The sequence below is a fragment of the Chitinolyticbacter albus genome, assembly GCF_024437655.1.
Classification (GTDB): domain Bacteria; phylum Pseudomonadota; class Gammaproteobacteria; order Burkholderiales; family Chitinibacteraceae; genus Chitinolyticbacter; species Chitinolyticbacter albus.
The window spans coordinates 1-22,311 of record NZ_JANBVF010000052.1 but is presented as its reverse complement, the minus strand read 5'-3'; the positions used below and the strand labels follow the sequence as shown (position 1 = coordinate 22,311).

The following is a 22,311-nucleotide window of genomic DNA, read 5'->3' as shown; positions in this document are numbered from 1 at the left end:
CCAACCCACGTCGAGCCAGTAGCCAGCAGGACAAGGACAAGCAAAGCGGCAGCGGCAGCGGCAGCGGCAGCAAACAGCAGGATGCCAGCACCAAGCGGACGTCCGGAAGCGGCAGCGGCACCAGCCAAAGCAGTCGCCAAGGCAGCAGCCAGCAGAAGCAGGACCGTAAGTCCTAAGCCTTGCTGAGCAGCCTTGTGCCCTCACGGAGTGGGCCGACGACCCGGCCCACTTCTCATTCCCACGCCCTGTGGAGTAGATCATGCGCGCTACCGTATTGCTATTGCTCGCCCTCGCTGCGGCCATCCAGTTGCCAACCCAGGCGGCGCCCACCACGGCCATTACCTCGACACCAGCCGCGCGGATCGAACCTTCCGGCGTGCGTGATGTGGATCAGGAGTTCATCGCACAAGCGGGGGCCTCGGGTCTCGCCGAAGTGGAGGCCGGCCGGCTGGCGCTGAAGCAATCCGATTCGGAAGGCGTCAAACAACTCGCCAATATGCTGATCGACGATCACACCAAGGCGAACGAACGGCTCAATACCATTGCGGCATTGAAAAACCTCAGCTTGCCGCGCGAACCCACGCCGCAAAGCCGCCAGCAGCTCGCCAAGCTGCAGCAAAAATCTGGCAAGGCATTTGATGACGCCTATCTAAAGCAACAGCGCGAGGGGCACGAAAAATCGATCGCGCTCCATCGCCAGCAGGTGCGAGCGGGAGGCGATGCCGATCTACGCCAGTATGCCGCCGATACCTTGCCGGTCATCGAGGGCCATCTGAAGCATATCCAGACGCTGATGCAGGGTACGCACGCCCGACATCCCGAATAAGATAAGGACGCACGATCAATGTGGGCACTGGCGGAGGCGTATCGATCACGGCTGCGCGGCGCCCAAGCCCGGGCGAAGTCGCCACGCATGGAATGCAGTATTGATACTGCACTGCCGATACCGGTAGCTTCGGCGCCTCGGACATTGAATACGTGATGCGCCGCCGGGTTATGCAGCAGCTCCAGCATCGGCTGCGTGGCCCGTTGCACCGCCAGCACCTGCAACAGGCGCGCGTCTGCCATGCCCGTGCCAGGTCAAAATCTTCAATCGGCGCAGGATGACCGCCTCTGCAAGGTGATGACGGCTTCAGCGGCCCGGCCTTGCGTCGTCGAGCGGGACCAGCTTGCGGGTAGCGCCGGCTGAGGCAGCAAGGACAGCACCGCATCAGCCACCTGGTTTGGCGTCACCCGCCGCAGGCAGTCGTGATGACCTTGCGGGCACTCGCTCTTGTAGCAGTACTTGCACGGCACATCGTGATAGAGCAGCACGTGGCGGATCAGCCACGGCGTGTGCTGCGGGTTGGTCAGCGCGTAAAGATCGACCAGCGGGGTACCCAGCGCCGCCGCCATATGGGCCGGACCGCTGTTATTGCTGAGCACCACGTCGGCCTGCTCGATCGCCGCGGCAAGCTCGGCCAGATCCGCCCGGCCCGCCAGCGACAGCGTCGGCACCCCGGCGCGCCGGCGGATCTGCTCCACCTGCGCCAGCTCGCCCACTGATCCGGTCAGCACGACCTGGCAGCCGGCCTCAACCAGCTGCCGGATCGCCACCGCGAAGTATTCGCCCGGATAACGCCGCGATGGCGCAGAGGCGCCCGTATGCACCACGACGCAAGGGCGCGTAGCGTCGAACCCCTGGGCATCCAGCAGCCGTTCCAGCCGGCGGCGCGCCTCGGGCGGCACTTGCAGCGACATGCGGCGCGCCACCGGCCGGCAACCCACGTGATCGACCAGATCGAGCTGGCGCTGTACCTCGTGCCGCAGTCCGCCTTCCGGTTCGATCTCCTTCGCCCAGTCGCTGAGCAGGTGGTAGGGATTCTCGCGGCAGTGCGCCAGCCGCAGCGGGATACCGGCGAGGTAGCAGAAATACGCGGCCGGCAACGGGTTCTGGCTGTAGACGGTAAAGATCACCGCCGCATCGAACTGCCGCGCCGCAATCTCGGCACGGACCCGCTCATTCTCTTCGGGGGTGATCTCCTTGCCACCCTTCATCCATGGCGCCTCGAACACGATCACGTCGTCGATCTCGGGCACGAGGCGCGCCAGCGCAGCGCCAGAGGACGACGCCAAGAGGGTGATCTGCCGGCCGGGCACCGCCGCCTTCAACGCGCGGATGGCCGGCGTGCTCATCAGCACATCGCCCAAGTTGTCGAGCCGCACGCAGAGCACGCGCTGCGCGACCTGCCATGCGGCGCTCATCGGGCACGCTCAAGCGGCAAGGGGGATAACAGCTGCTGCATCGCGATATGGCTGGCGGCATCGGGCAGATCGCGCGCCAGGAAATCAGGCTTGCGCAGCGGCGTCATCACCCATTCGGTTTCGTGGCCAACGTCGAGCAGGATGCTGCGGCAGCCGGCGCCATGGCCCGCCTCGACGTCATCGAGGATGTCGCCCACGAGCCAGGAGCGTGCCAGATCGATGTCGTGCAGCTCGGCCGCCTGCAACACCATGCCCGGCGCGGGCTTGCGGCAACAGCACAGCCCGGCGCCCTCCTCCTCGGCGATTCGCGTTAACCGCTCGATCTCTGGCGTGAGTTGCGGATCGGGGATATCCGAATTGCCGCCGACCGCCAGCGGCGAGGCGTGATCACTGATCAAGGCAATGCGATGCGGCATGGGGCTTTCCTCTTTGCAATGAACTCGGGAGCGTTGCAGCACACCCGTCGTCCTCTGCATCTGGCAATCGCCGTTCCGCTTCGTACGTTGCGATACAAAATGATAAGTAAATTATTGTTTTTCATGAACAAATAAATACAACCCCACTCCAGCGCCTGTCAGCTGAACGCCTATATAGAGCGCTCGTTCGGACTGGCACCGCTGGCCATGGCATCGGGCTGGAGCGGTATCGGCAGTGGCTGGGCAAGGCTCGCCGGCAGGTCCGGACCATTACGCCGGGCCTGCAGGCCGCGCCCCCCGCTGGGCCCCCCGAAGCCCCATCGAATCAGAAAAAGTAAGGCGCCTCTTTGAAATAGGGCACATCCCGAGGCGGATCGATCGGTTGCGGATCATGCGGCTCCTCGGGCTGCGGCGGCTCCGATGGAATCGGCGGATCGTGACGCGGCTCGGGCTGGTGATTGGGATCGAGTGGCTCGGGGCGCACATCCGGCTCGGGATCGCGTTGCGGCAGATTGGGCTCGCCAGTCGGCGGCAGGTAGGGCTTATGCGCCGGTGCCTCGCTGGGCTCCTCGACCGGTGGCCCCGATTGCCCCGGCTGTATCGGAATGGGCACGCCGCACATGGGGTGCCCCTCGGTGGGGATGGCTTCCGGTTGCAAGGGGGCGCCATCCTGCATCTGCCAGCCATCATCGAGCTGGCGCTGCGCCACCAGTTCACCGAGAGTGCATGGGGTCTGCATGGTCTTCTCCGTACAAGGCCGTCACAGCGCGGCCGACACCGTGGTCTTTGCAAGCTCCGTGCCCGAGTGCGGCTTCGCCGCATGAGCTGGGCCCGTGCAAGATCTGCCCCCGATTGAAAAAACTACATCTCCCGCGTGCCCGCCCAACCGGCAAATCGCGCCAGGTGGGCGCTCGCCGATGGCATGACAATTGCAAGAGCGGCGAGCGGCCCGAACCGGGCAAGGCGCGGGAGGACGGCAGTGGAAAAGTGCGAGCATTGCGGCAGCGAAAGCGAATGGACCTTTGCCCTCACCATTGGCGGCAAGACCCATATCTTCGATAGTTTCGAGTGCGCGATCTTCACCGTGGCGCGCCCCTGCGGACATTGCGGCAGCCGCATACTCGGCCATGGCGTCAGCTCGCGTTTCGGCCTGTTCTGCTGCGAACGTTGCGCCGAAGGCTTTGAAGCCGCGATCAACGCCCAGGCTGAAGGCTAAGCCAGGCGCCGCCTTGCGCTACGTATGCAGCGATGCGCCAGGCCTGCAACGTGTGCGTCGGGGCAAGGGTTTTGCCTATCAGGACGGCAACGGTCGTCCCGTGCGCGACGCCGAAACACTGGCGCGCATCGCCAGCCTGGCAATTCCGCCGGCTTATACCGACGTCTGGATCTGCGCGGCCGCAGAAGGCCACTTGCAGGCGACCGGGCGCGATGCGCGCGGGCGCAAGCAGTATCGCTACCACCCGGATTGGGTCGCCGCGCGCAGCGAGCACAAGTACCAGGCGCCGCCAGGTCGATGCCGATCTCGCCCAGCCCGGCCTTGGCGCGGACAAGGTGCTCGCCACCATGATCGCCCTGCTCGATACGACCTTGATCCGCGTCGGCAACGCGCGCTACACCCGCGAAAACCACAGTTATGGGTTGACCACGCTGCGCAATCGCAATGTGGATATCAGCCACGGCGAGCTGTATTTCGATTTCGTCGGCAAGAGCGGCGTGCACCGCAAGGTGCGACTCAAACACCCGCAGCTGGCACGCATCGTCCGGCGCTGCCAGGCCTTGCCGGGGCAGGCGCTGTTCCAGTACCTGGATGAGGCAGGCGAGCCGCGCGCCGTCAACTCGCAGGACGTCAACGATTACCTGCGTCGCCACGCCGGCGATTTCACAGCCAAGGACTGCCGAACCTGGGCCGGCAGCGTACTGGCGCTGGCCCTGTGCCACCAGGCACGCGGGCTGCCCGAGGGCATCAGTGCGCGTAAACGCGCCTACACGGGCGTAGTCCGCGCCGTGGCGCAGCAGCTGGGCAATACGCCCGCTGTATGCCGCAAGAGCTATATCCACCCGCCCATCGAGGATGCCTTCCTCGCCGGTGAACTCGATGCCCTGCCCCACCAGCGCGCCCGCCGCTGGCTCAGCGCCGATGAAATGCAGCTGCTGCACTTACTCTCGACGCCATAACGTGCAGCGGGCACAACCCCACTCGGAAGGCTTGCAGCGTGGCCGCGCCGGCCCCGAAGCAGCCTGGCACGCTGCTTGCCCCTGACTGCATTGCGGCTGGAACACCCAGTCGACACTTCCCACGCAGACAGGAGTTCATCATGGCCAACCCACGTCAAGCCAGTAACCAGCAGGACAAGGAAAAGCAAAGCGGTAGCGGCAGCAAGCAGCAGGATGCCACCAGCACCAAGCGGACGTCCGGCAGCGGCACCAGCCAAAGCAGTCGCCAAGGCAGCAGCCAGCAGAAGCAGGACCGTAAGTCCTAAGCCTTGCTGAGCGGCCTTGCACCTTCACGAAGTGGGCCGACGACCGGCCCACTTTTTCCATCCTTGAGCGCGCCTATGCGCTCAGCCAGATTCTTGCGCGTGAAGTTCCTCAGCAGTACAACGCGACAGATCAACGTGAGGGCGCCACCACCGGCGTTTGCAGCTCACATCCACCTGCCTGGCCGCCCCGGTATGGCGCTTGCTAAAGAAGCGCACAGCCACCGTTCCCGGAGCCGCGCCATGCAACAGGCCACTGCCTCTTCCCCCCCCGTTTGTTCAACTGCCACACAGCGCAAGCCCCGTGAACAGGTGTTCGACCTATTGCGCGGCGAGCATCGTCACCTCAAGCAGGCCTTTCGCGACATCGGCCGCATGGGCGACGCAGCGCCCTACGATGTCGATCTGGTCGCCCGTACTTGTGCCGCGTTGGAAGCGCATATCCGGCTGGAAGAAGAACTGTTCTTTCCCATCGTGTGTACCCGCTGGCGGGCGGCGCCCCTCGTCGATGCCGCGCAATTGCGCTATCGCGGCATCAAGCAGCTGGTGGGCGAGCTCAAGCGCATGCCGGCACACGATCCGCTCTTCAACGCCAGATTCCGGGTGCTATCGGGCTACATGCGGCTACAGATGCGCGAGGAGGAAAACACGCTGTTCAAGGTGCTGGCCCATGTCGACCTGCACTGGCAGGCACTGTTCGACGCGTTGCGGCGACGCCAGGCCGAACTCGTCATCGAGTATTGCCTCGCATTGCGGCGTGGGCCGCGGCGCGTGATTTATCCCCCATCGATTCCCACCCCCGCACGGAGCGCCACATGACACAAGACCCCGCCGAAAACGCCAAGCTGAAGGATCTGGCACAGCACCATGCGCCGCAGGGCGATACGCTGACCACTGATCAAGGCGTCAAGATCAGCGACAACCAGAACAGCCTGCGCGCGGGACCGCGTGGGCCCACGCTGCTCGAAGACTTCATCCTGCGCGAGAAGATCACCCATTTCGATCACGAGCGTATCCCAGAGCGCGTGGTGCACGCGCGCGGCGAAGCGGCGCATGGTGTGTTCCAGGTGTACGAATCGCTGGCGCCGATCACCTGTGCCGGCTTCTTGCAGGACCCCTGCCGCAAGACGCCGGTGTTCGTGCGCTTTTCCACCGTGGCAGGCTCTCGCGGCTCGGCCGATACGGTGCGCGACGTGCGCGGCTTTGCGGTGAAGTTCTACACCGACGAAGGCGTGTTCGATCTCGTGGGCAACAATATCCCGGTGTTCTTCATCCAGGACGCAATCAAGTTCCCCGATCTGGTGCACGCGGTCAAACCCGAGCCCGACAGCGAGATGCCGCAGGCGGCCAGCGCGCACGATACCTTCTGGGATTTCATCTCGCTGATGCCCGAGAGCACGCACATGATCATGTGGGTGATGTCCGATCGCGCCATCCCGCGCAGTCACCGCATGATGGAAGGCTTCGGCGTGCATACCTTCCGCCTGGTCGACGCCGCCGGCGGCTCGCGTTTCGTGAAGTTCCACTGGAAGCCCTTGCTGGGCATCCACGCGCTCGCCTGGGACGAAGCGCAGAAACTGGCCGGGCGCGATGCGGATTTCCACCGCCGCGACCTGTGGGAAGCGATCGAAGCCGGTGATTATCCGGAATGGGAGCTGGGCCTGCAGATCGTCGAGGAAGCCGAAGCGGACCGGCTGGGTTTCGATCTCCTGGATCCGACCAAGCTGATCCCGGAAAACGTGGTGCCGGTAAGGCGCGTGGGCAAGCTCACGCTCAACCGCAATCCGGACAACTTCTTCGCCGAGACCGAACAGGTGGCGTTCCATCCGGGCAATATCGTGCCGGGCATCGATTTCAGCGCCGATCCGCTGCTGCAGGGCCGGCTGTTCTCCTACCTCGATACCCAGCTGCTGCGCCTCGGTGGGCCCAACTTTCACGAGATCCCGATCAACCGCGGCATCTGTCCGTTCCACAACAACCAGCGTGACGGCTTCAAGCGCCACACCGTCGCCACCGGCCGCGTCGCCTACGAGCCCAATTCGCTGGCGGGCGGAGCGCCGCACGAGGTCCCCCCGGAACAGGGCGGCTTTCACTCGGTGCCCGAAACGCTGGGCTCGCCCAAGCTGCGCATCCGCAGCGCGAGCTTTTCCGAGCATTTTGAGCAGGCCCGACTGTTCTGGATCAGCCAGACCGGCGTCGAACAGGACCATATCGTCGAAGCGTTCACCTTCGAGCTCAGCAAGCTCACCGTGCCGGCGATCCGCGAGCGCATGGTGCAGGCGCTGGAAACGGTGGATGCCACGCTGGCGCAGCGCGTGGCCGAGGGCCTGGGCCTCGTGGCAGGCGGCCAAGCGCCGGCTCAAGCCGCCACACTGCTGCAGCCCTCACCCGAGCTCTCGATGATAGGCAGTGGCGATGGTTCGATCCGCACCCGCAAGGTGGCGGTGCTGGCGGCCGACGGCGTCGACGACGAGGCTGTCGATACGCTGCGCCGCGCGCTCGAGGCCGGCGGCGCGCACTGCCGGGTGATCGCCGCACGGCTGGGCGAGGTCAACACGGCCGGCGGCACCCGACTGCGTATCGACCACACCTTTGCCACCATGCCCTCGGTGGCGTTCGATGCGGTGTTCTTACCCGGCGGTAGCGACCATATCGAGGCACTCAGCGACAGCGGGGAAGCCGTGTACTACCTGCTGGAGGCATACAAGCACGGCAAGCCGATCGCGGCCACCGGCGAGGCGGTCGATCTGCTCGACGGGATCAGCATCGTGCCCGACGACTGCGGCGGCAGTCTCAATGGCGTGGTCTGCCAATGCGACGGTGCCACGCTGGAAACAGTGGCCGAACGCTTTGTCGCGGCGATCGCGCGCCACCGTTTCTGGCAGCGCGACGACCGACACCAGATTCCGGCGTGACCGGGCCGGGCCAGGGGCCGGCTAGATGCGGTCCTTGGCCGACCTGGACGGGGTTTCCACGTCGCCACCGTCCATGCGCACCACGCTGAACTCGCCGTTGCTTTCCATGTACGCGGCCTTCACCGCATGTACATCGTCGATGCCGTGTTCGCGCAATTGCGCCTTCAGTTCTTCAAAGGCGATGAACTCGCGGCGCAGGTTGCGGTGCAGCACCTCGCCGCGACGGATCAACAGCAAGGGCGGCGGTTCGAGCAGCCGGCGCATCGTCGCCGAATAGTAGGTGAGCATATCAAGCAACGAGTTCCATCCGAGCAGGGTACCGATCAGGATGAAACCGTCGCTCACCGTGCGGTAGTCGCCGGTCATTGCGTTCTGCGAGGCGTCGGCCACCAGTACCAGCAGCAGCACGTCCGCCACTGTCACCGAGCCGATGTTGCGTGGCATCAGCACGCGGAAGATCAGGAACAGAAACCAATAAAGCGCGGATCCACGGATCACGAGCTCCCACGGGTCAAGGCTGAGTCCGAACAGTGCATTCCAGTCCATGCGCGCCCCTCGCCCGCGGCAGCGGGCATGGAAAAAGCGCCCTTCAGGCGCCGTTGAGGCCAGACGCACCCAGCCGGGCACGTCTGGCTGCCAGGGTCAGACCGCGATACGGCGGAAACGCTCGCGCAACGCCTTGATTTCGGCGTGGTTGCTCAGCACCCCCTGATACTGCCGAGTGATTACATCGTGCACCTCACCGGGCAATTGCTTTTCCAGCGCTTCCGCGTAGCGGGCCTTGGCGGCATCCTCGCCCCGCTCGCACTCTTCGAGCGCCGTCAGATCATCGTGGCTGGTGACAGCCGCACGCAGCGTCACCCAGCCGCGGTGCACGGCGCCGGCCACGCTGCCGCCTACTTGGGCATGACCGCCATACTCGAGTACAAGCCGGGCGAGCTCCTCGGCCGAGGCCCGGCATTCGGTCGCGCGCAGGCGAAACAGGTTTTTCAGTTCGGTGGCCTTGGCCTGCTCGATGCAGGTGTTGAATCCGTACTCTCCGTCCTTGCAGGTTTCGATCAGATCATTGAGGACATTGACGACATCGCTGTTGTCCATGGTGGGCTCCTTGGCAGATTTGCAGGTGTGATCATTGCGGCCGTCACAGCACCACCTGAGCAAAATGCATACCGGCGGCGGAAGCTGCCCGGCTGCGGCGAATCGGCGAGACGTCGCCATTCGCGACGGGAACGAATTGCACCGGCGTGTAGAAATTGCAAGGCACGGGAGCGGCGGTTGGCGCGCGTTGGCGCGCGTTGGCGCGCGTTGGCGCGCGTTGGCGCGCGTTGGCGCGCGTTGGCGCTGCGGAGCCTGGCACAACCCTTGCATGGAAATGCACCCGATCGTCATGCCAGGTCTACAACTTGCCCGTGCTCACCGCGCTGTCGCACTTGCCCTTGGTCGCCACCGGAGCCGCCTCATGAACCGCCCGGGAATACTGCTTGAACACCAGCAGCATCAGACCCTCACCCCCCGGCTGCAGCAGGCGGTGCGGCTGCTGCAGCTCTCCACCCAGGATTTTTCGCTGGAGCTGCGTGATCTCCTGGCCGTGAACCCCTTCCTGGATATCGAGGACAGCCCGCCAGATTCGCCTGCCGAGCCCGATCCGGCCGCTGACGAAGTGGACAGCAGCGAGCCCGACGCCTTTGTGGATGCGGAGCCCTGGGGCAATGGCAAATCCACGCCAGCGAGCGACGGTGCGCTGGATCAGCTGGCGCTGACTGCTGCCAACGAGACGCTGCAGCAACACCTGCATCAGCAGCTCAACGTGCTCAACCTGACCGAGCGGGATCGGCTGCTCGCCGCGCTGGTGATCGAGGCGCTCGACGACGACGGCTACCTGCGGATCGAGCTTGACGAGCTGGGCACGCTGCTCGAGCTCGATCCGCCAATCGAGCCTTGCGAGATGCAGTACGCGCTGACGCTGGTGCAGTCGTTCGACCCTGCCGGCGTCGCCTGTCGCGATGTCGCCGAATGCATAGCGCTGCAACTGGTGGCGCTCCCTCCCAGCCGGGAACGCGATCTGGCCCACCTTATCGTCACACGGGAATTGAGCCGGCTGGCCGTGCGCGACATCACCGGCCTTTCCCAGGGCTTGGGGTATCCAGTGGCACAGACCGAAGCGGCGGCGCAGCTGATCCGCCAGCTCGACCCGCGCCCTGGCTGGGCCTTCGGCGAGCACACCGCCACCTACCTGACACCCGACATTCTGGTGCATCGCAGCCGCCAGCGCTGGGTCGCCACCTTGAATCCGGCCGTGGTGCCGCGCCTCAAGGTGAACCAGCAGTACGCCGAATGGTTCCAGCGCCACCGCGAGGCGCACCACGCCGATCTGGCCAGCCACCTGCAGGAAGCACGCTGGACGGTGCGCAATCTGGAACAGCGTTTTTCCACCATCCTGCGGGTCGCCCAGGCGCTGGTCGACCGGCAGCAGCACTTTTTCGAGCTGGGCATCCTTGCCATGCAACCGCTGGGGCTCAAGGACATCGCCGAAGAGCTGGCGCTGCATGAATCGACGGTATCGCGGGCGACCAACAACAAATACATGGCAACGCCGTTTGGCGTGTTCGAGCTGAAATACCTGTTCTCGCGCGGGCTCAGTACCCGCCAGGGCAGCCAGTGCTCAACGACCGCCATCCGCGAAGCGATCCGCAAAATGATCCAGGCTGAAGCGGCGTACGCGCCGCATTCGGATGCCGAAATCACCCGGCTGTTGCAACAGCAGGGGCTCAAGGTTGCGCGCCGCACGGTGACCAAATATCGCCAGCTGATGCGGATTCCGGCGGTCGAGCAGCGCCGGATACACGGCTAGCCGGGTTCCGCCCAGAAAACACGCCACCGAGGTGGCGTGTATGCCGGCGCACCCGTTTCGAGCGGGCCGGATTGACCGGATGGGCCGGCTTGGCTAGCGCGCTGCTTGTTGCGCCACTCTTCGAACTCGCTCAAGAACTTGCCGTAACGCCCCTGGCTCCAGCGGTCGTAATCTCGTCATCGAGCTGCCGTATTTGCTGCTCGCGCCACTGGCAGCAAGTGCCATACCTGCGTCGGCGCCTAATCTCTGGCGCCAACGTGGTGCACTCCTGCATCGCTCCCGCGCTTATGGCCTGGGGAGCCATGAAACTGGCAGCCGTATTGCAGCTTTTGCCATCGCCAAGCATCTGATTCAATGCGAAAAGCGCCCGTAAACAGACTGCAAAGCGACCGTCTGGCAGCCAGTGCACCAACAACGATCAAAGTAGTCGTTGCGCTGCCATGTAATTCCTACGGGCTTGCGCAGCCTCCCCCCGGCAAAACAGCAAGCAGGGACTTGCAGCCAGTAAGCGCTGGCCGCGTAGGCGTATGGCGGTGATGTCAAACGCGGGCCGGCCTATGAATGGCGCCATTGCTGCAAAGCAGCAAAAGCAGGGTGGCCTAGACCCGGGAATTGAAGCTGCCCAGCACCATGAACGGCGCCATTTTTCTCGCGCTCTCGTTCGGCATTTCGCCTATCTCGGGCTGAAAATATTTCAAAACCAGAAAGTAAATTGCACATCTATATCAGCAAGTGCTGTCCATGTAGGAAATATCCCGCCTCTGCTTTCGACTTTCATCCATTGACCCCAGGCCTCATCGCTCTAGGATGGAACCCATCTCACCGAAACCTGGAAAATCGCCATGTTCGAAGCCATACGCCACGAATCGGGACACCCGTCGATCCCTGCGCTGTATTCGTTCAGCCGAAGCGAGTCGCGTGCCGACGAGGGTGACGTGCCCGTTCGGCCGACACGCGGTGGTCACCATTTCGGCCGCATGTACGGCGCCTCAACGCCCATGCAGGACGTGTTCCGCCTGGTGGAGCGCGTTGCGCCCAGCGACATGTCGGTGATGATCATCGGCGAGACCGGCTGCGGCAAGGAGCTGATCGCCCAGACGGTTCATGAGCTGAGCGCGCGCGCCGCCTCGCCGTTCGTGGCCGTCAATTGCGGCGCGCTGCCGGCCACGCTGGTCGAAGCCGAGCTGTTCGGCTACGAGAAAGGGGCCTTCACCGGCGCGAACCGTACCCATCAGGGCTTCTTTGAACGCGCCCAGGGCGGTACGCTGTTTCTGGATGAAATCACCGAAATGCCACTTGAATTGCAGGTGCGCTTGTTGCGGGTGCTGGAAACGGGCAGCCTGACCCGCGTGGGCGGTGATCGCGAGATTGCATGCAATGTGCGCATCCTGGCCGCCACCAACCGCGCGCCGCTGACTGCGGTGCGCGATGGGCAACTGCGCGAGGATCTGCTGTATCGGCTGGCTGTGTTTCCCATCGTGCTGCCCCCGCTGCGCGAGCGCGCCGACGACGTGATGCTGCTGGCGCAGCACTTCCTCGACGAGCTCAATACCCAGTACGGCAGCGACAAGCAGTTTGCGCCACAGGTCGCGGAACAGCTGCAATCGCATGCCTGGCCGGGCAATGTGCGCGAGTTGAAGAACTGCGTGCAGCGGGCCTACATCCTGTCGGATGAACTGGTCGGGATCGACACGCTGGCACCGCTCAAGCGCTGCGATCCGGTGGCCAGTGGTAACTGCATGCAGTTCGAGATCGGTACGCCGCTGGAGGAAGTTGAGCAACAGCTGATCTTCGCCACGCTGGCGCGTTTTCAGGGCAACAAACGACGCGCAGCCGAAGCGCTGGGGGTGAGCCTCAAGACCATCTACAACCGTCTCAACAGCTACTCCCCCGACAGCGCGAGGCAGTTCATCAACCAGTTCGGCCCCTCGATCAACGACGAGGATAACGGCATCAACGCCGCGTACTGCGCCTGACTGGGCATGGCCGTTGCTGGGCACATCGGGCCTTCCGGCTTCCCCTGCATGAGGATGACGGTCGGTATCGCGATCCCCAGCAACGGAGCCTGGAGCCTGCCATGACCACGACCGCCACGCTGCCCGCACAGCACCAGGGCACCCAGCCCGGCATTGAAGCGCAGATGGAGCCGCGCCCCCAATCACGGATGCAAGGCTACCGGGGCAGCGGCAAGCTGCAAGGACAGGTGGCGCTGATCACGGGCGGGGATAGCGGCATCGGTCGGGCAGTGGCCATCGCCTTTGCCAAGGAAGGCGCGGACATCGCCATCGTCTACCTGGACGAGGATGGCGACGCGGCTGAGACCCGCGATCTCGTCACCCAATGCGGGCAGCGTTGCATCCTCATCAAGGGCGATATCGCCGACGAGGCCTTCTGCGGCGAGAGCGTGGCGTTGACCGTGTCCGAGCTCAAGCGCCTCGACATCCTGGTGAACAACGCCGGCGAGCAGCATCCCGAGGCCAGCATCGCCGATATTTCCAGCGCGCAGCTGCTGCGCACCTTCCAGACCAATGTCTTTGCCATGTTCCACCTGGTGCGCGCCGCCCTGCCCCATCTGAAACAGGGCGGGCGCATCATCAATACCACCTCGGTCACCGCCTACCGTGGCCACGAGAAACTGCTCGACTACTCGGCGACCAAGGGCGCCGTGGTGTCGTTCACCCGATCGCTCGCCAAGGCGCTGATCGATGAGGGTGTGCGGGTGAACGCCGTGGCGCCCGGCCCCGTCTGGACGCCATTGATCCCCTCGACCTTCAGCGCCGAGGAAGTGGCCCGCTTCGGCAGCCATGCGCTGATGAAACGCCCCGGCCAGCCCGACGAGATCGCGCCCGCCTATGTGTTTCTCGCCAGCGACGATTCCTCCTTCATGGCCGGACAAGTGCTGCACCCGAACGGCGGCGAAGTCGTAAACGGCTGATTGGGGAGGCTCTGCACTTTGTGCATCGGCTTCGTAAAAACGGGATACCCATTGGATGGGCTTGGGCCCGCTAGCCCGAACGCGCCCCAGGCACGACGCTTGCCTGAACTGCGACTGCATTGCCCCTCAATCTACAAAGGAGTTCTCCCTATGAAAATCACTCACAAGATCGCTTCCGTGCTCGGTGTTGCCGCACTCACCCTGACACTGGGTGCTTCGGCTGCGGGCGACAGCTACGAATCCACGGATACGACACGAGCCAATACCCAGGGCGGCGGCCAGCACAGCAAGGTCACCCCTGCGCCAGGCAGCCGTACCGCAAGCGAGCCCGACAGCCAGGGCAACACCAACACCGGGAGGACGACCCGGTAAAACGGGGTGGCCGCTTGCGTATCACCGGTAGACATCGCCACCTTGCACAGGTGGCGATGTCATTGGGGACGACCTTCGTCGTCCGCGTCCGGTCTGGTGCCGCACCCGTGTTCACGCGGGCTGAAATAGCGCTCCAGCCGTCGCAAGCCGTACAGCACCACGAGGTTCAACACCACGATCCCGATGGCGAGCATGAACTGGGTCAGACCCACCGCCACGCCGATACCGGCGGACATCAACAGCGAAGCCGCCGTCGTCAGGCCTTTGACCTGCTCGCCTTCGTTCGCGGCCGAGGAGATGCGAAAGATCGTGCCGGCCCCCAGGAAACTGACGCCCGTCACGATCGCCTCCAGTACCCGGATCGGGTCCGAGCGCACCATCTCCGAGTGCGTGTGGCCGTAGTAACGCGCCAGCAATACGTCCGCCAAGCCGACGAACAGCGCCGCCGCCCCCGCCACCAGCATCTGCGTGCGCAGCCCCGCCGGTTTGCGGGCCGCTTCGCGCTCCCAGCCCACCAGGCCGCCCAGCAGCATGGCCAACGCGACCTCCCCCAGCATGACCACCTGCGCCGAGCCGATGATGTCCATTGCCTCCTCCTCGTAGCGTTGCTGATCTCTCAGAGAGCGAATGGCGGGGAAAACGATCGAACCACTTTTTACCTTGTGCTCGCAGCTCGCAGCTTCATCCGCCGAATGATCGAAGCCGCCTGCGCGCCTCACCGGGCCCTATCGGCGCAGCGGGCGCACGGCTTGGGGGCTTGCACGCGGGTGGCGGCGCGCCGATCGCCTCAGAGGCCTTTTTCGACCATGTCGAGCAGGCGCTGGCCGATGACATCGCGTACCGGCTCCGGCAGGCCCTGCATGGGCCCCTCGCAGATCAAGAGCGACAACCCATGCACGGCGGACCAGGCCAGGTATTCCGCGCCCTCGCGGCGTTCAGGCGGCAAGCCTCCCGCCGCCGCGAGCCGATCGAGCGCCATGGCCAGCAACTGGAAGGGATTCATGCCGCTTGCGCCGGCCTTGGCCGGATCGGGGTCGGCCTCCACCCGCTCGTGCGAGGAAAACGCGGTCTTGAAAAGGCCCGGCTCCGCGTGCGCATAGCGCAAATAGCCGGTACCGACCGCGCGTACGCTATCGCGCGCATAACGCAATGCGCCGACCGAGGGGTGCAGCTTGTCGAGCTCGACCTCCATCGCGCGCGCCACTTGCGCCAGCGCATGGGCCCGCACCGCCAACAGCAGATCCTCCCGGCTGGCGAAATGGCGGTAGGCCGCGTTCGGCACCACGCCCGCCTGTCGGGTCGCTTCGCGCAGGACCACGGCGTCCGGCCCGCCATTACGTGCCAGCGCAATGCCCGCTTCGAGCAAGGCGTTACGCAGGTCGCCATGCCGGTAGGTACTGCGCCGAGGTCGGGAAATCGGAGTGGTGCTCATCGTCGACCCTATGTGTACAGCGTACATTATCTCATGCTAGCTTATGTGTACCGTGTACACATTTCTTACTCGCCTTGTGCTGTGCACGTTCCCAACAAACTCGATGGAGATCGCGATGAACCTGCTGAACCCCTACATCACCTTCAACGGCAACTGTGCCGAAGCCATGCAGTTCTACCAAAGCACGCTGGGCGGCAAGCTGCAGCTGATGACGGTGGCCAATTCACCCGTGGCAGAGCATCTGCCCAAGGATGCCGGCCACCTGATCATGCACGCCCATCTGGAACTGCCCAACGGCAACCACCTGATGGCGTCGGACTGGATAGAAGGCTGCGGCGCGCCATTTGACGGGATCAAGGGCATTTCGCTGGCGCTCACCTACGCCAGCGTGGAAGAGGCCACCCGCCGCTTCAATGCCCTGGCCGAAGGCGGCCGGATCACCATGGCGCTGGAACCGACGTTCTGGGCCGAGCAGTTCGGCGCGGTGATCGATCGTCACGGCATCAGCTGGCTGGTGAATGGCGGCGAGATGAAGGCCTGAAGCCCCCGCGAGCGCGACGGGGAAATCCCCAACACATCCAGTCGTGCCCTGATTATTAAAAAACGCTAATATATGCGGGCACACCAACCTTGGTCGGCTGAGCGTGCGCAAAGCCCTCGCCCCTGGCGAGGGCTTTGTCTTGTTCCGTGAAGGTCAGGGGTTCGCTTTGGGTCAACCCCAGGCAGGCAAGAAAAACCAGCACGGTCACCCGTACCGGAGTCTGATCACTGCAATTGCACTCGGCTGCGAATTCCGGTGCAAGTGACCCACACTGCAGTGGCAAATTGATCATTATCTAAGCCCACTTCCGGTGTTGATCTCACCCGTTAGCTCCATGTTATCGCTGCTGGTCGCGGTACCGCTGCATTGGCGATCACCAGGGCCAGGCCATACGGCTCAAGGTCAATCGTGCCTGATGTGCGCCACCTACGGTTACGCGCTCTTAGGTCGGATCGTCGATTTCGACCAAGCACTGCTGACGATCGGCAACTGCTACTGACTGCAAACGCACCAGCCGATCCAGGCTGGACGACAAGTCGGAGCTCCGCCTGACCATTCAGTGCTGCTGGTGGCTATGTATGTTGCCGTACCGACGGGGTGGCTCACCGCGGCTAATGTAGCCTCAATCGATCGCAGAGTGCGGAACGGGACCGTTTCCCAACGAATTGGATGCAGCCCCGTTGCCTTGGCGATCACCAGGGTCAGGCCAACCGCGGTTTGACAACCAGGGATGATGCACGGGCAACCTGCCTGTCGGATCCAGCGCAAGCCGAAGGTACTCAAAATAAACGGGACCCTCGTGGAAGGGAACTGGAAACAGTTTCAAGCAAGGTCCAAAACGCGATGGGGCAGTTGACCAACGATCGTCACCCACACCGGCCAGCGCACCGAGCCGCTCGACAAGATCCAGGCGGCCTATGGCATCAACCTGGCAAGTGGCCGAACTAGGAAGTCCGTAACTTCGAGGCCCGTAGCCACCTTTATTTCGTAGGAGAACATCATGTCGCTCTTGGCATGGATCGCACTTGGCATCATCGCGGGCCTGATCGCCCACAAACTGGCTCATCGAAGCTTCAGCGGAGCGAACATCGACATCGTGCTCGGCATCGCAGGCGCGATCATCGGCGGCTGGCTCTTTACCAGCTATGGCGTAGCGGCCATGGTGCTGCCCAATATCTACAGCTTGCTGGTCGCCGCCGTGGGCGCCATCGGTTTGTTGATGGTTCATTACGCGGATTCGCATGACCCGCATTAACGGACAGGCACGGCGTTAGCCGCCTGCCCCGGTCCGCGGCCTGCAGCGCCCGCCCTGTACCTCGCCGTTTTTCGGCCCGGCTCCATGGCGAAAACGCTGAACAGGCGCCAACGGCTTGACGCCATGCGCCGGGTCGTCCGCCGGTCGGGGCAGCCGACTGGCTGTACGCTAGAGCACAGAGCATGTTCAGGCAGGCGCTATAGTGCAATGCGCAACCGTCTTCCTGGACAGCGATGGTCATGTCTGACGTTATTGAGCCTGAGGTGTCACTGCCACAGCAAAACCACCTGTTGGCGGATCTGCCTGAAGAAGACAGGGAACGGTTTTTCCCCTTGCTTGAGCTGGTCGAGATGCCCTTGGGCGAGGTGTTGTACGAATCCGGTGATGCACTGCGGCATGTCTATTTTCCGACCGACTGCATCGTCTCCCTGCTCTACGTGATGGAAAACGGCGCGTCAGCCGAAATTTCTGTCGTGGGCAACGAAGGTGTCATTGGTATCGCCGTTTTCATGGGTGGTGAAAGCACGCCGAGCCGGGCCATCGTGCAAAGTGCCGGCCATGCGTATCGGATACCAGGTTCTCAATTCAAGGATGAGTTCAACCGACACGGCCATATGCTTCAGTTGATGCTGCGCTACACCCAGGCGCTGATCACCCAAATGGCGCAGACCGCCGTGTGCAATCGTCACCATTCGATCGATCAGCAGTTGTGCCGATGGTTGTTGCTGTCGCTCGATCGGCTACCCAGCAACCAACTCGCGATGACGCAGGAGCTGATTGCCAACATGCTGGGTGTACGCCGTGAAGGCGTCACCGAGGCAGCAGGCAAATTGCAGCGGCTTGGGGTCATCGAATACAGCCGTGGCCACATCATCGTACTAGACCGGGTCGCGCTCGAACGCCTCTGTTGCGAGTGCTATGCCGTGGTGAAAAAAGAAACCGACCGGTTGCTGCAGTACGTCCCATCCCGCTCCTGCTGATCATCTGCGTGGCACGATTTTCGCCGGTGGCCTTTTAGCGATCTGCTGTGCTGTAGCGTGCGGACGGGTTCAGCACATTCACCCAGCCTGTGTGTGTCGAGATGGCCCTGCGCCGGTCTCGCTCCGGTATTGGCTAATTCGGTGCAGCATGGCATGACCGCCATCGATGTAGTGCCTGCTATTCCTCGCAGCTGGCTGATTTTCAGAGCCTGCTGTCCGCAAAGCAAACTCCAATCAGGCGTGTCTAAGCGCGCCAGCGCACAGACACTGTTTCTGCCTCAGGGCCATCGTGAAGGAGTGGTAATTAACTGGCGGGCCGTATTCGCGGTGTGCCGACCAACGCACGAGGGCGGCATGAACAAGAGCTTTACGACCCGCATCAATGCAAGCGCACGAACAATGGGCATCTATGGTTACGCTGCATGCACCGGAGCAGAACGCAACACTGGCCCAACGCGCAAGCCGTCCCGGCAGCCCGATTTGGGGCCGGAGCTGGACATGATACCGGCCAGACCTTCGCGTGTTACCAGCCGCAAAACAACGGAGCAGGACCTGGAAGCCGGACTGGGGGACGATGAGCTGGTAAACCAGTCTCAACATCAACCATGTATCGAAAGATTTTCCAGGAAAATCCGCTGGTCACAAGGCGATGCGCAAATGGCTTGGTTAACGGAAACGGAATTGGAGTCGCCCCCTTCCACCGCCGAGATACAAAGGCCCAGCCGTTCCCGCAAGCCAGTTTTAAACCTGGATGGTCTGTACGACCAGCAGCAAGCCAAGCATTTTTACCATAAGCAATAGCTCGCCCAGGCGCTCTGCTTGCGGGCGAGTGATTTTCTACCCTTCACGATAACCAGCACTACATTGGTGGCAACAATACAGCCCTCTGCGGTAGCACAGATAAGGCAGCTGACATGCCATCTCACGCTTAGGGCACAAGCGCAAATTGCCGCGTGACGAGCCCTCCATTTCCATCCGGCCTTTCTGGAAGGAGTCCAGTCATGCTTCGTACATTCATTACGCCCGCCAGTACCAAGCGGGAACCTATATTGCCGCTTGAAACCGCTGACGATTATCTCTCGCCGACCAAGCTCACTTTCTTCCGCAATCTGTTGTTGGCCCAGCGCGATGCTTTGCTGGATGTAGCTCAGGAGACGGCCAACCATCCCCCTACCTCCGAAGCGACGTCGGACCCGTCGGACCGGGCCTCCCTGGAGGAAGAGCATGCCCTCGAGCTGACCGTCCGCGAGCGTGAACACCAGTTTCTGCAGACCATCGAGCTAGCCCTGTCGCGCTTAAGTGACGGCAGCTACGGCTGGTGTCAAGAAACCGGTGAACCCATCGGCATTCCGCGCCTCACCGCGCGGCCAACGGCAACGCTCACGCTGGAAGCGCAAGAAAGGCTGGAACTGCGGCACAAGCTGCTGCGCCGCTAAATGGAGTAAAGGTGCGGCGGTTTCCGACAGACCCGGCCCAACATCTTGCTCGCCCGCACGATTTGAAAGAGGTGTGCCATGTCCATTGTGTCGCCAGACGCAGCAGCATCCTGGCCGAATCACGCGCCGCTACATGAGGCGGAGTCATCCGCTTGTGGCCGCATCGCCAAGAATGGCTGCAACGCATATTACCTGCAGTGTTTTGGCTGGAACAATCAGGGTATTGCCGCACAATGCGGGCCTGAGCAGTACAGTATCGAACCCGGCAGCAGGCAATTGATGTTGCACCGCTTGAATCCGGGTGGGCAACCGTCGGCGGATTGCGTCTGGTGGAACTATCGACCGGTCTGGGCAAATGGGGGCGATGCGGCCGTTGCCACTGCGACTGCCACTGCGGCGCAAGTGACAGGTGGAGTTGGCAGCTTCTACGCCCCTTGGTTGCGGCGTCAGCGTGCCATTATGCCTGTCGATGGCTGGTTCCAATGGGCGGATATCGATGACGTTCGCCACGCACACTACATTACGGCTCGAAATCGGCATCCCCTGTTCGTTGCTGTCATTACGCTGTTCGAATCCGGCGGGCACAGCAATGGTCCAGAACGTGGCATGGCCGTGATCACCACGGATGAGGGCAGGATCGAAATGCATGAAAATCGCCCGGTCATTTTCGAGCGGTTTGATGCATTGAATTGGATCGACCCTGCTCTGACGCCCATCCAGGCCGAGCAATTGATGCGGGATCTGGCTCGTCCTGTTGATGATTTCGAGTGGTGGTCAGTGGGCGGAGCAGATAAGGCTAAATGGGAAACAATGCCGGCAATGATCCAGTCCTTTTGAACGTGGGTTCATACACCAATGGATCGATACTGCAATCTGCCACAATACTGAAAGCCGCCCTCAGGCGGCTTTCAGTATTTGCAATGTCATGACGTGGGAAGATGTTTGGCCATGCTGTGGTAGGTGATCAACGCCAATGCCGCACCGATGATTGGAACCACCAGGCCGAATAAGGTCACTCCGGTGGTTGTGGTCATATCGTAGGTGCTGAAAAGCCACCCAGTCAGTACCGCCGCAGAGACCCCGATCACGGCGTCGACGGCATACTCACGGCCAAGGAAAACGAATTTCTTGTGCAGCAACATATTGGCGATGAAGCTCACGAACAGGCCGATTGCGACCCAGGATAGGAAGGACATGATGTACTCCTCAATCGTGTTGGGCCTGACCGCTGTTATTCAAATGGCGCACGGACTACCACGAGCGAACCAGAGCCCAACCTGGGCTGGCCTGCCAGCTTCGATCCACCATAGACCGGCGGATCACATGATCAGCATCGGGGACTTGGATTGTACTGTCTGTGCGTTGGCGCACCGAGTGTTGCGATGCGCCACTCAATGGGATTCCAGGCTAACAGGGCTGTACAGACCCACTGCTGCAATGTCGGCCCAGCCGGCCGGCAACGAGTGCCCGCGGCGACGCTGCATTTTGACGCGGTACATGTCCTGATCAGCTTGAGCCAGGATTTCCTGAGGTAGGCGCGGGATCACACCCTGCACCATTTTGCCGATGCAGGCGCTAATGTGGACTTCTCGCTCGTCCAGCAAATAAGGCGTGGCAAGCGCGCGGTTGATCTTGTCCACGATCATTGGCAACGCTGCGTTGCCAATACCTGGCAGGACCACAGCAAACTCATCCCCCCCGATCCGGGCTACCGTGTCACTGGCTCTCACACATCCGTTCAGGCGCTCAGCGACTATCTTGAGCACCCGGTCCCCAGCGTCGTGGCCCAGTTCGTCATTCACCAGTTTGAAGCCATCCAAGTCGAGCACGAGCACGCCGACCTGGAGTTCGAGTCGAAGGGCAAGGGCTAGCGCATGCTGCAGCCGGTCGAGCAGCAGTAGCCGATTGGCGAGTCCGGTGAGCACGTCATGGTTGGCGTTGTGCCTTGCGGTGCGCAAGAGCCCGGCCATCTGGATCAAGCGTCGGCGCAGGCGCTTGTTTTCTTGCTGTAGCGTTTCCATGGGGTACCTCATCCATCGCTGATGCGCTGGATAGGCATCCAGTCGACAATCTCTGGATCGAAGAGTATCGATTTCCACCTGTGGGTTCGGTGCGATTGCGCACATGGGGCTGTACCGCTTGTGGCGCTCCCGCCAGGCGGAAATGCGGGCACGAGACGGATGGTGCATTGATCAGCCCACTCCTCGCTTCAGACGGCTTTGTTGCACAACGCACTGCAGCCGAAAATCCCCCAATATACGCCGCGCACGGGCGGGGCAGTCCAGGTCAACGGGGCCAGAGAGCCAGCAACAAAAAACCGGCACGGTCACCCGTGCCGGTTTCAGCTCACTGCAACAGCACTCGATTACGGCAAGGCGTTCAGTGCGGCCTTGGTCGGCTTCGAGAAGTTGTAGCCGTCGGTACGATCCCAGTTGATCGACCAGGTCATCACGCCGC

The 22,311-nt window shown here is 62.8% G+C and carries 26 protein-coding genes and 1 pseudogene; 18 read left to right on the top strand and 9 right to left on the bottom strand.

Annotated elements, in window-relative coordinates; genetic code table 11:
• The first annotated feature begins 259 nt into the window (after positions 1-259).
• Positions 260-826: a DUF4142 domain-containing protein gene (locus NLI84_RS18145; RefSeq protein WP_255992230.1), complete on the top strand. Its 567-nt coding sequence runs from the start codon at positions 260-262 to the stop codon at positions 824-826.
• A gap of 263 nt (positions 827-1,089) precedes the next feature.
• Here the strand turns inward: NLI84_RS18145 and waaF are convergent, their stop codons facing one another.
• From waaF to NLI84_RS18130, 3 genes are all read right to left on the bottom strand, one after another.
• Positions 1,090-2,244, bottom strand: coding sequence for a lipopolysaccharide heptosyltransferase II (waaF, locus tag NLI84_RS18140; protein ID WP_255992229.1), 1,155 nt, complete (start codon positions 2,242-2,244; stop codon positions 1,090-1,092).
• Positions 2,241-2,660: an HAD hydrolase-like protein gene (locus tag NLI84_RS18135; protein ID WP_255992228.1), complete on the bottom strand. Its 420-nt coding sequence runs from the start codon at positions 2,658-2,660 to the stop codon at positions 2,241-2,243. The genes waaF and NLI84_RS18135 overlap by 4 nt, the downstream gene beginning before the upstream one ends.
• A 325-nt stretch (positions 2,661-2,985) precedes the next feature.
• Positions 2,986-3,399, bottom strand: coding sequence for a hypothetical protein (locus NLI84_RS18130; protein WP_255992227.1), 414 nt, complete (start codon positions 3,397-3,399; stop codon positions 2,986-2,988).
• Between the two features lie 240 nt (positions 3,400-3,639).
• Between NLI84_RS18130 and NLI84_RS18125 the strand changes: the two genes are divergently transcribed.
• From NLI84_RS18125 to katE, 6 genes and pseudogenes are all read left to right on the top strand, one after another.
• Entirely contained in the window at positions 3,640-3,876 is a 237-nt protein-coding gene (locus tag NLI84_RS18125) for a metallothionein (protein ID WP_255992225.1), read from the top strand.
• A pseudogene (locus NLI84_RS19285) lies at positions 3,788-4,078 on the top strand (DNA topoisomerase IB-related protein); the annotation flags it as partial. The gene NLI84_RS18125 and the pseudogene NLI84_RS19285, both read left to right, overlap by 89 nt.
• 10 nt (positions 4,079-4,088) lie before the next feature.
• On the top strand, positions 4,089-4,835 hold the full coding sequence (locus NLI84_RS18120) for a DNA topoisomerase IB (RefSeq protein ID WP_255992224.1): 747 nt from the start codon (positions 4,089-4,091) through the stop codon (positions 4,833-4,835).
• A gap of 140 nt (positions 4,836-4,975) precedes the next feature.
• Positions 4,976-5,140 (top strand): hypothetical protein, encoded by a 165-nt coding sequence (locus NLI84_RS18115; RefSeq protein ID WP_255992222.1) that lies wholly within the window; start codon positions 4,976-4,978, stop codon positions 5,138-5,140.
• Between the two features lie 309 nt (positions 5,141-5,449).
• Complete coding sequence (locus tag NLI84_RS18110; protein ID WP_255992221.1) at positions 5,450-5,956, top strand: hemerythrin domain-containing protein; 507 nt, start codon at positions 5,450-5,452, stop codon at positions 5,954-5,956.
• Positions 5,953-8,052 (top strand): catalase HPII, encoded by a 2,100-nt coding sequence (katE, locus tag NLI84_RS18105; protein WP_255992220.1) that lies wholly within the window; start codon positions 5,953-5,955, stop codon positions 8,050-8,052. The genes NLI84_RS18110 and katE overlap by 4 nt, the downstream gene beginning before the upstream one ends.
• A gap of 21 nt (positions 8,053-8,073) precedes the next feature.
• On the opposite strand, the gene NLI84_RS18100 is transcribed toward katE, so the two are convergent.
• Both NLI84_RS18100 and NLI84_RS18095 read right to left on the bottom strand, forming a co-directional pair.
• Positions 8,074-8,598 carry a DUF421 domain-containing protein gene (locus tag NLI84_RS18100; protein WP_255992219.1) on the bottom strand — a complete coding sequence of 175 codons (525 nt, stop codon included), beginning with the start codon at positions 8,596-8,598 and terminating at the stop codon, positions 8,074-8,076.
• Between the two features lie 96 nt (positions 8,599-8,694).
• On the bottom strand, positions 8,695-9,150 hold the full coding sequence (locus NLI84_RS18095) for a PA2169 family four-helix-bundle protein (protein WP_255992217.1): 456 nt from the start codon (positions 9,148-9,150) through the stop codon (positions 8,695-8,697).
• Between the two features lie 361 nt (positions 9,151-9,511).
• On the opposite strand from NLI84_RS18095, the gene rpoN reads away from it, so the two are divergent.
• The 4 genes from rpoN (at position 9,512) to NLI84_RS18075 (ending at position 14,210) form a co-directional block, all read left to right on the top strand.
• Positions 9,512-10,903, top strand: coding sequence for an RNA polymerase factor sigma-54 (gene rpoN, locus NLI84_RS18090; protein ID WP_255992216.1), 1,392 nt, complete (start codon positions 9,512-9,514; stop codon positions 10,901-10,903).
• 842 nt (positions 10,904-11,745) lie between these two features.
• On the top strand, positions 11,746-12,879 hold the full coding sequence (locus NLI84_RS18085) for a sigma-54 interaction domain-containing protein (RefSeq protein ID WP_255992215.1): 1,134 nt from the start codon (positions 11,746-11,748) through the stop codon (positions 12,877-12,879).
• Positions 12,880-12,980: 101 nt separating this feature from the next.
• The gene (locus NLI84_RS18080; RefSeq protein WP_255992214.1) at positions 12,981-13,838 is read left to right on the top strand and encodes an SDR family oxidoreductase; all 858 of its coding nucleotides are present in this window, start codon (positions 12,981-12,983) and stop codon (positions 13,836-13,838) included.
• A 150-nt stretch (positions 13,839-13,988) separates the two neighbouring features.
• The gene (locus NLI84_RS18075) at positions 13,989-14,210 is read left to right on the top strand and encodes a hypothetical protein (RefSeq protein ID WP_255992213.1); all 222 of its coding nucleotides are present in this window, start codon (positions 13,989-13,991) and stop codon (positions 14,208-14,210) included.
• Between the two features lie 59 nt (positions 14,211-14,269).
• On the opposite strand, the gene NLI84_RS18070 is transcribed toward NLI84_RS18075, so the two are convergent.
• Entirely contained in the window at positions 14,270-14,797 is a 528-nt protein-coding gene (locus NLI84_RS18070; protein ID WP_255992212.1) for an MgtC/SapB family protein, read from the bottom strand.
• A gap of 200 nt (positions 14,798-14,997) precedes the next feature.
• Positions 14,998-15,642: a TetR/AcrR family transcriptional regulator gene (locus NLI84_RS18065; RefSeq protein WP_255992210.1), complete on the bottom strand. Its 645-nt coding sequence runs from the start codon at positions 15,640-15,642 to the stop codon at positions 14,998-15,000.
• Positions 15,643-15,757: 115 nt separating this feature from the next.
• On the opposite strand from NLI84_RS18065, the gene NLI84_RS18060 reads away from it, so the two are divergent.
• From NLI84_RS18060 to NLI84_RS18030, 7 genes are all read left to right on the top strand, one after another.
• A complete protein-coding gene (locus NLI84_RS18060; RefSeq protein ID WP_255992209.1) occupies positions 15,758-16,183 on the top strand; it encodes a VOC family protein in 426 nt (141 codons plus the stop codon).
• Positions 16,184-16,517: 334 nt separating this feature from the next.
• Positions 16,518-16,682: a hypothetical protein gene (locus NLI84_RS18055; RefSeq protein ID WP_255992208.1), complete on the top strand. Its 165-nt coding sequence runs from the start codon at positions 16,518-16,520 to the stop codon at positions 16,680-16,682.
• A 501-nt stretch (positions 16,683-17,183) separates the two neighbouring features.
• Positions 17,184-17,438 carry a GlsB/YeaQ/YmgE family stress response membrane protein gene (locus NLI84_RS18050; protein ID WP_255992207.1) on the top strand — a complete coding sequence of 85 codons (255 nt, stop codon included), beginning with the start codon at positions 17,184-17,186 and terminating at the stop codon, positions 17,436-17,438.
• A gap of 239 nt (positions 17,439-17,677) precedes the next feature.
• Positions 17,678-18,418, top strand: coding sequence for a Crp/Fnr family transcriptional regulator (locus NLI84_RS18045; RefSeq protein WP_255992206.1), 741 nt, complete (start codon positions 17,678-17,680; stop codon positions 18,416-18,418).
• Positions 18,419-18,571: 153 nt separating this feature from the next.
• Positions 18,572-19,219, top strand: a complete 648-nt coding sequence (locus tag NLI84_RS18040; RefSeq protein WP_255992205.1) for a hypothetical protein — start codon at positions 18,572-18,574, stop codon at positions 19,217-19,219.
• Positions 19,220-19,419: 200 nt separating this feature from the next.
• Positions 19,420-19,854, top strand: coding sequence for a TraR/DksA C4-type zinc finger protein (locus NLI84_RS18035; RefSeq protein ID WP_255992204.1), 435 nt, complete (start codon positions 19,420-19,422; stop codon positions 19,852-19,854).
• Positions 19,855-19,932: 78 nt separating this feature from the next.
• Positions 19,933-20,691 carry an SOS response-associated peptidase family protein gene (locus NLI84_RS18030; protein WP_255992203.1) on the top strand — a complete coding sequence of 253 codons (759 nt, stop codon included), beginning with the start codon at positions 19,933-19,935 and terminating at the stop codon, positions 20,689-20,691.
• 86 nt (positions 20,692-20,777) lie between these two features.
• On the opposite strand, the gene NLI84_RS18025 is transcribed toward NLI84_RS18030, so the two are convergent.
• Positions 20,778-21,050 (bottom strand): GlsB/YeaQ/YmgE family stress response membrane protein, encoded by a 273-nt coding sequence (locus NLI84_RS18025; protein ID WP_255992202.1) that lies wholly within the window; start codon positions 21,048-21,050, stop codon positions 20,778-20,780.
• A 195-nt stretch (positions 21,051-21,245) separates the two neighbouring features.
• Positions 21,246-21,875 (bottom strand): GGDEF domain-containing protein, encoded by a 630-nt coding sequence (locus NLI84_RS18020; RefSeq protein ID WP_284699986.1) that lies wholly within the window; start codon positions 21,873-21,875, stop codon positions 21,246-21,248.
• Positions 21,876-22,311 lie beyond the last annotated feature (436 nt).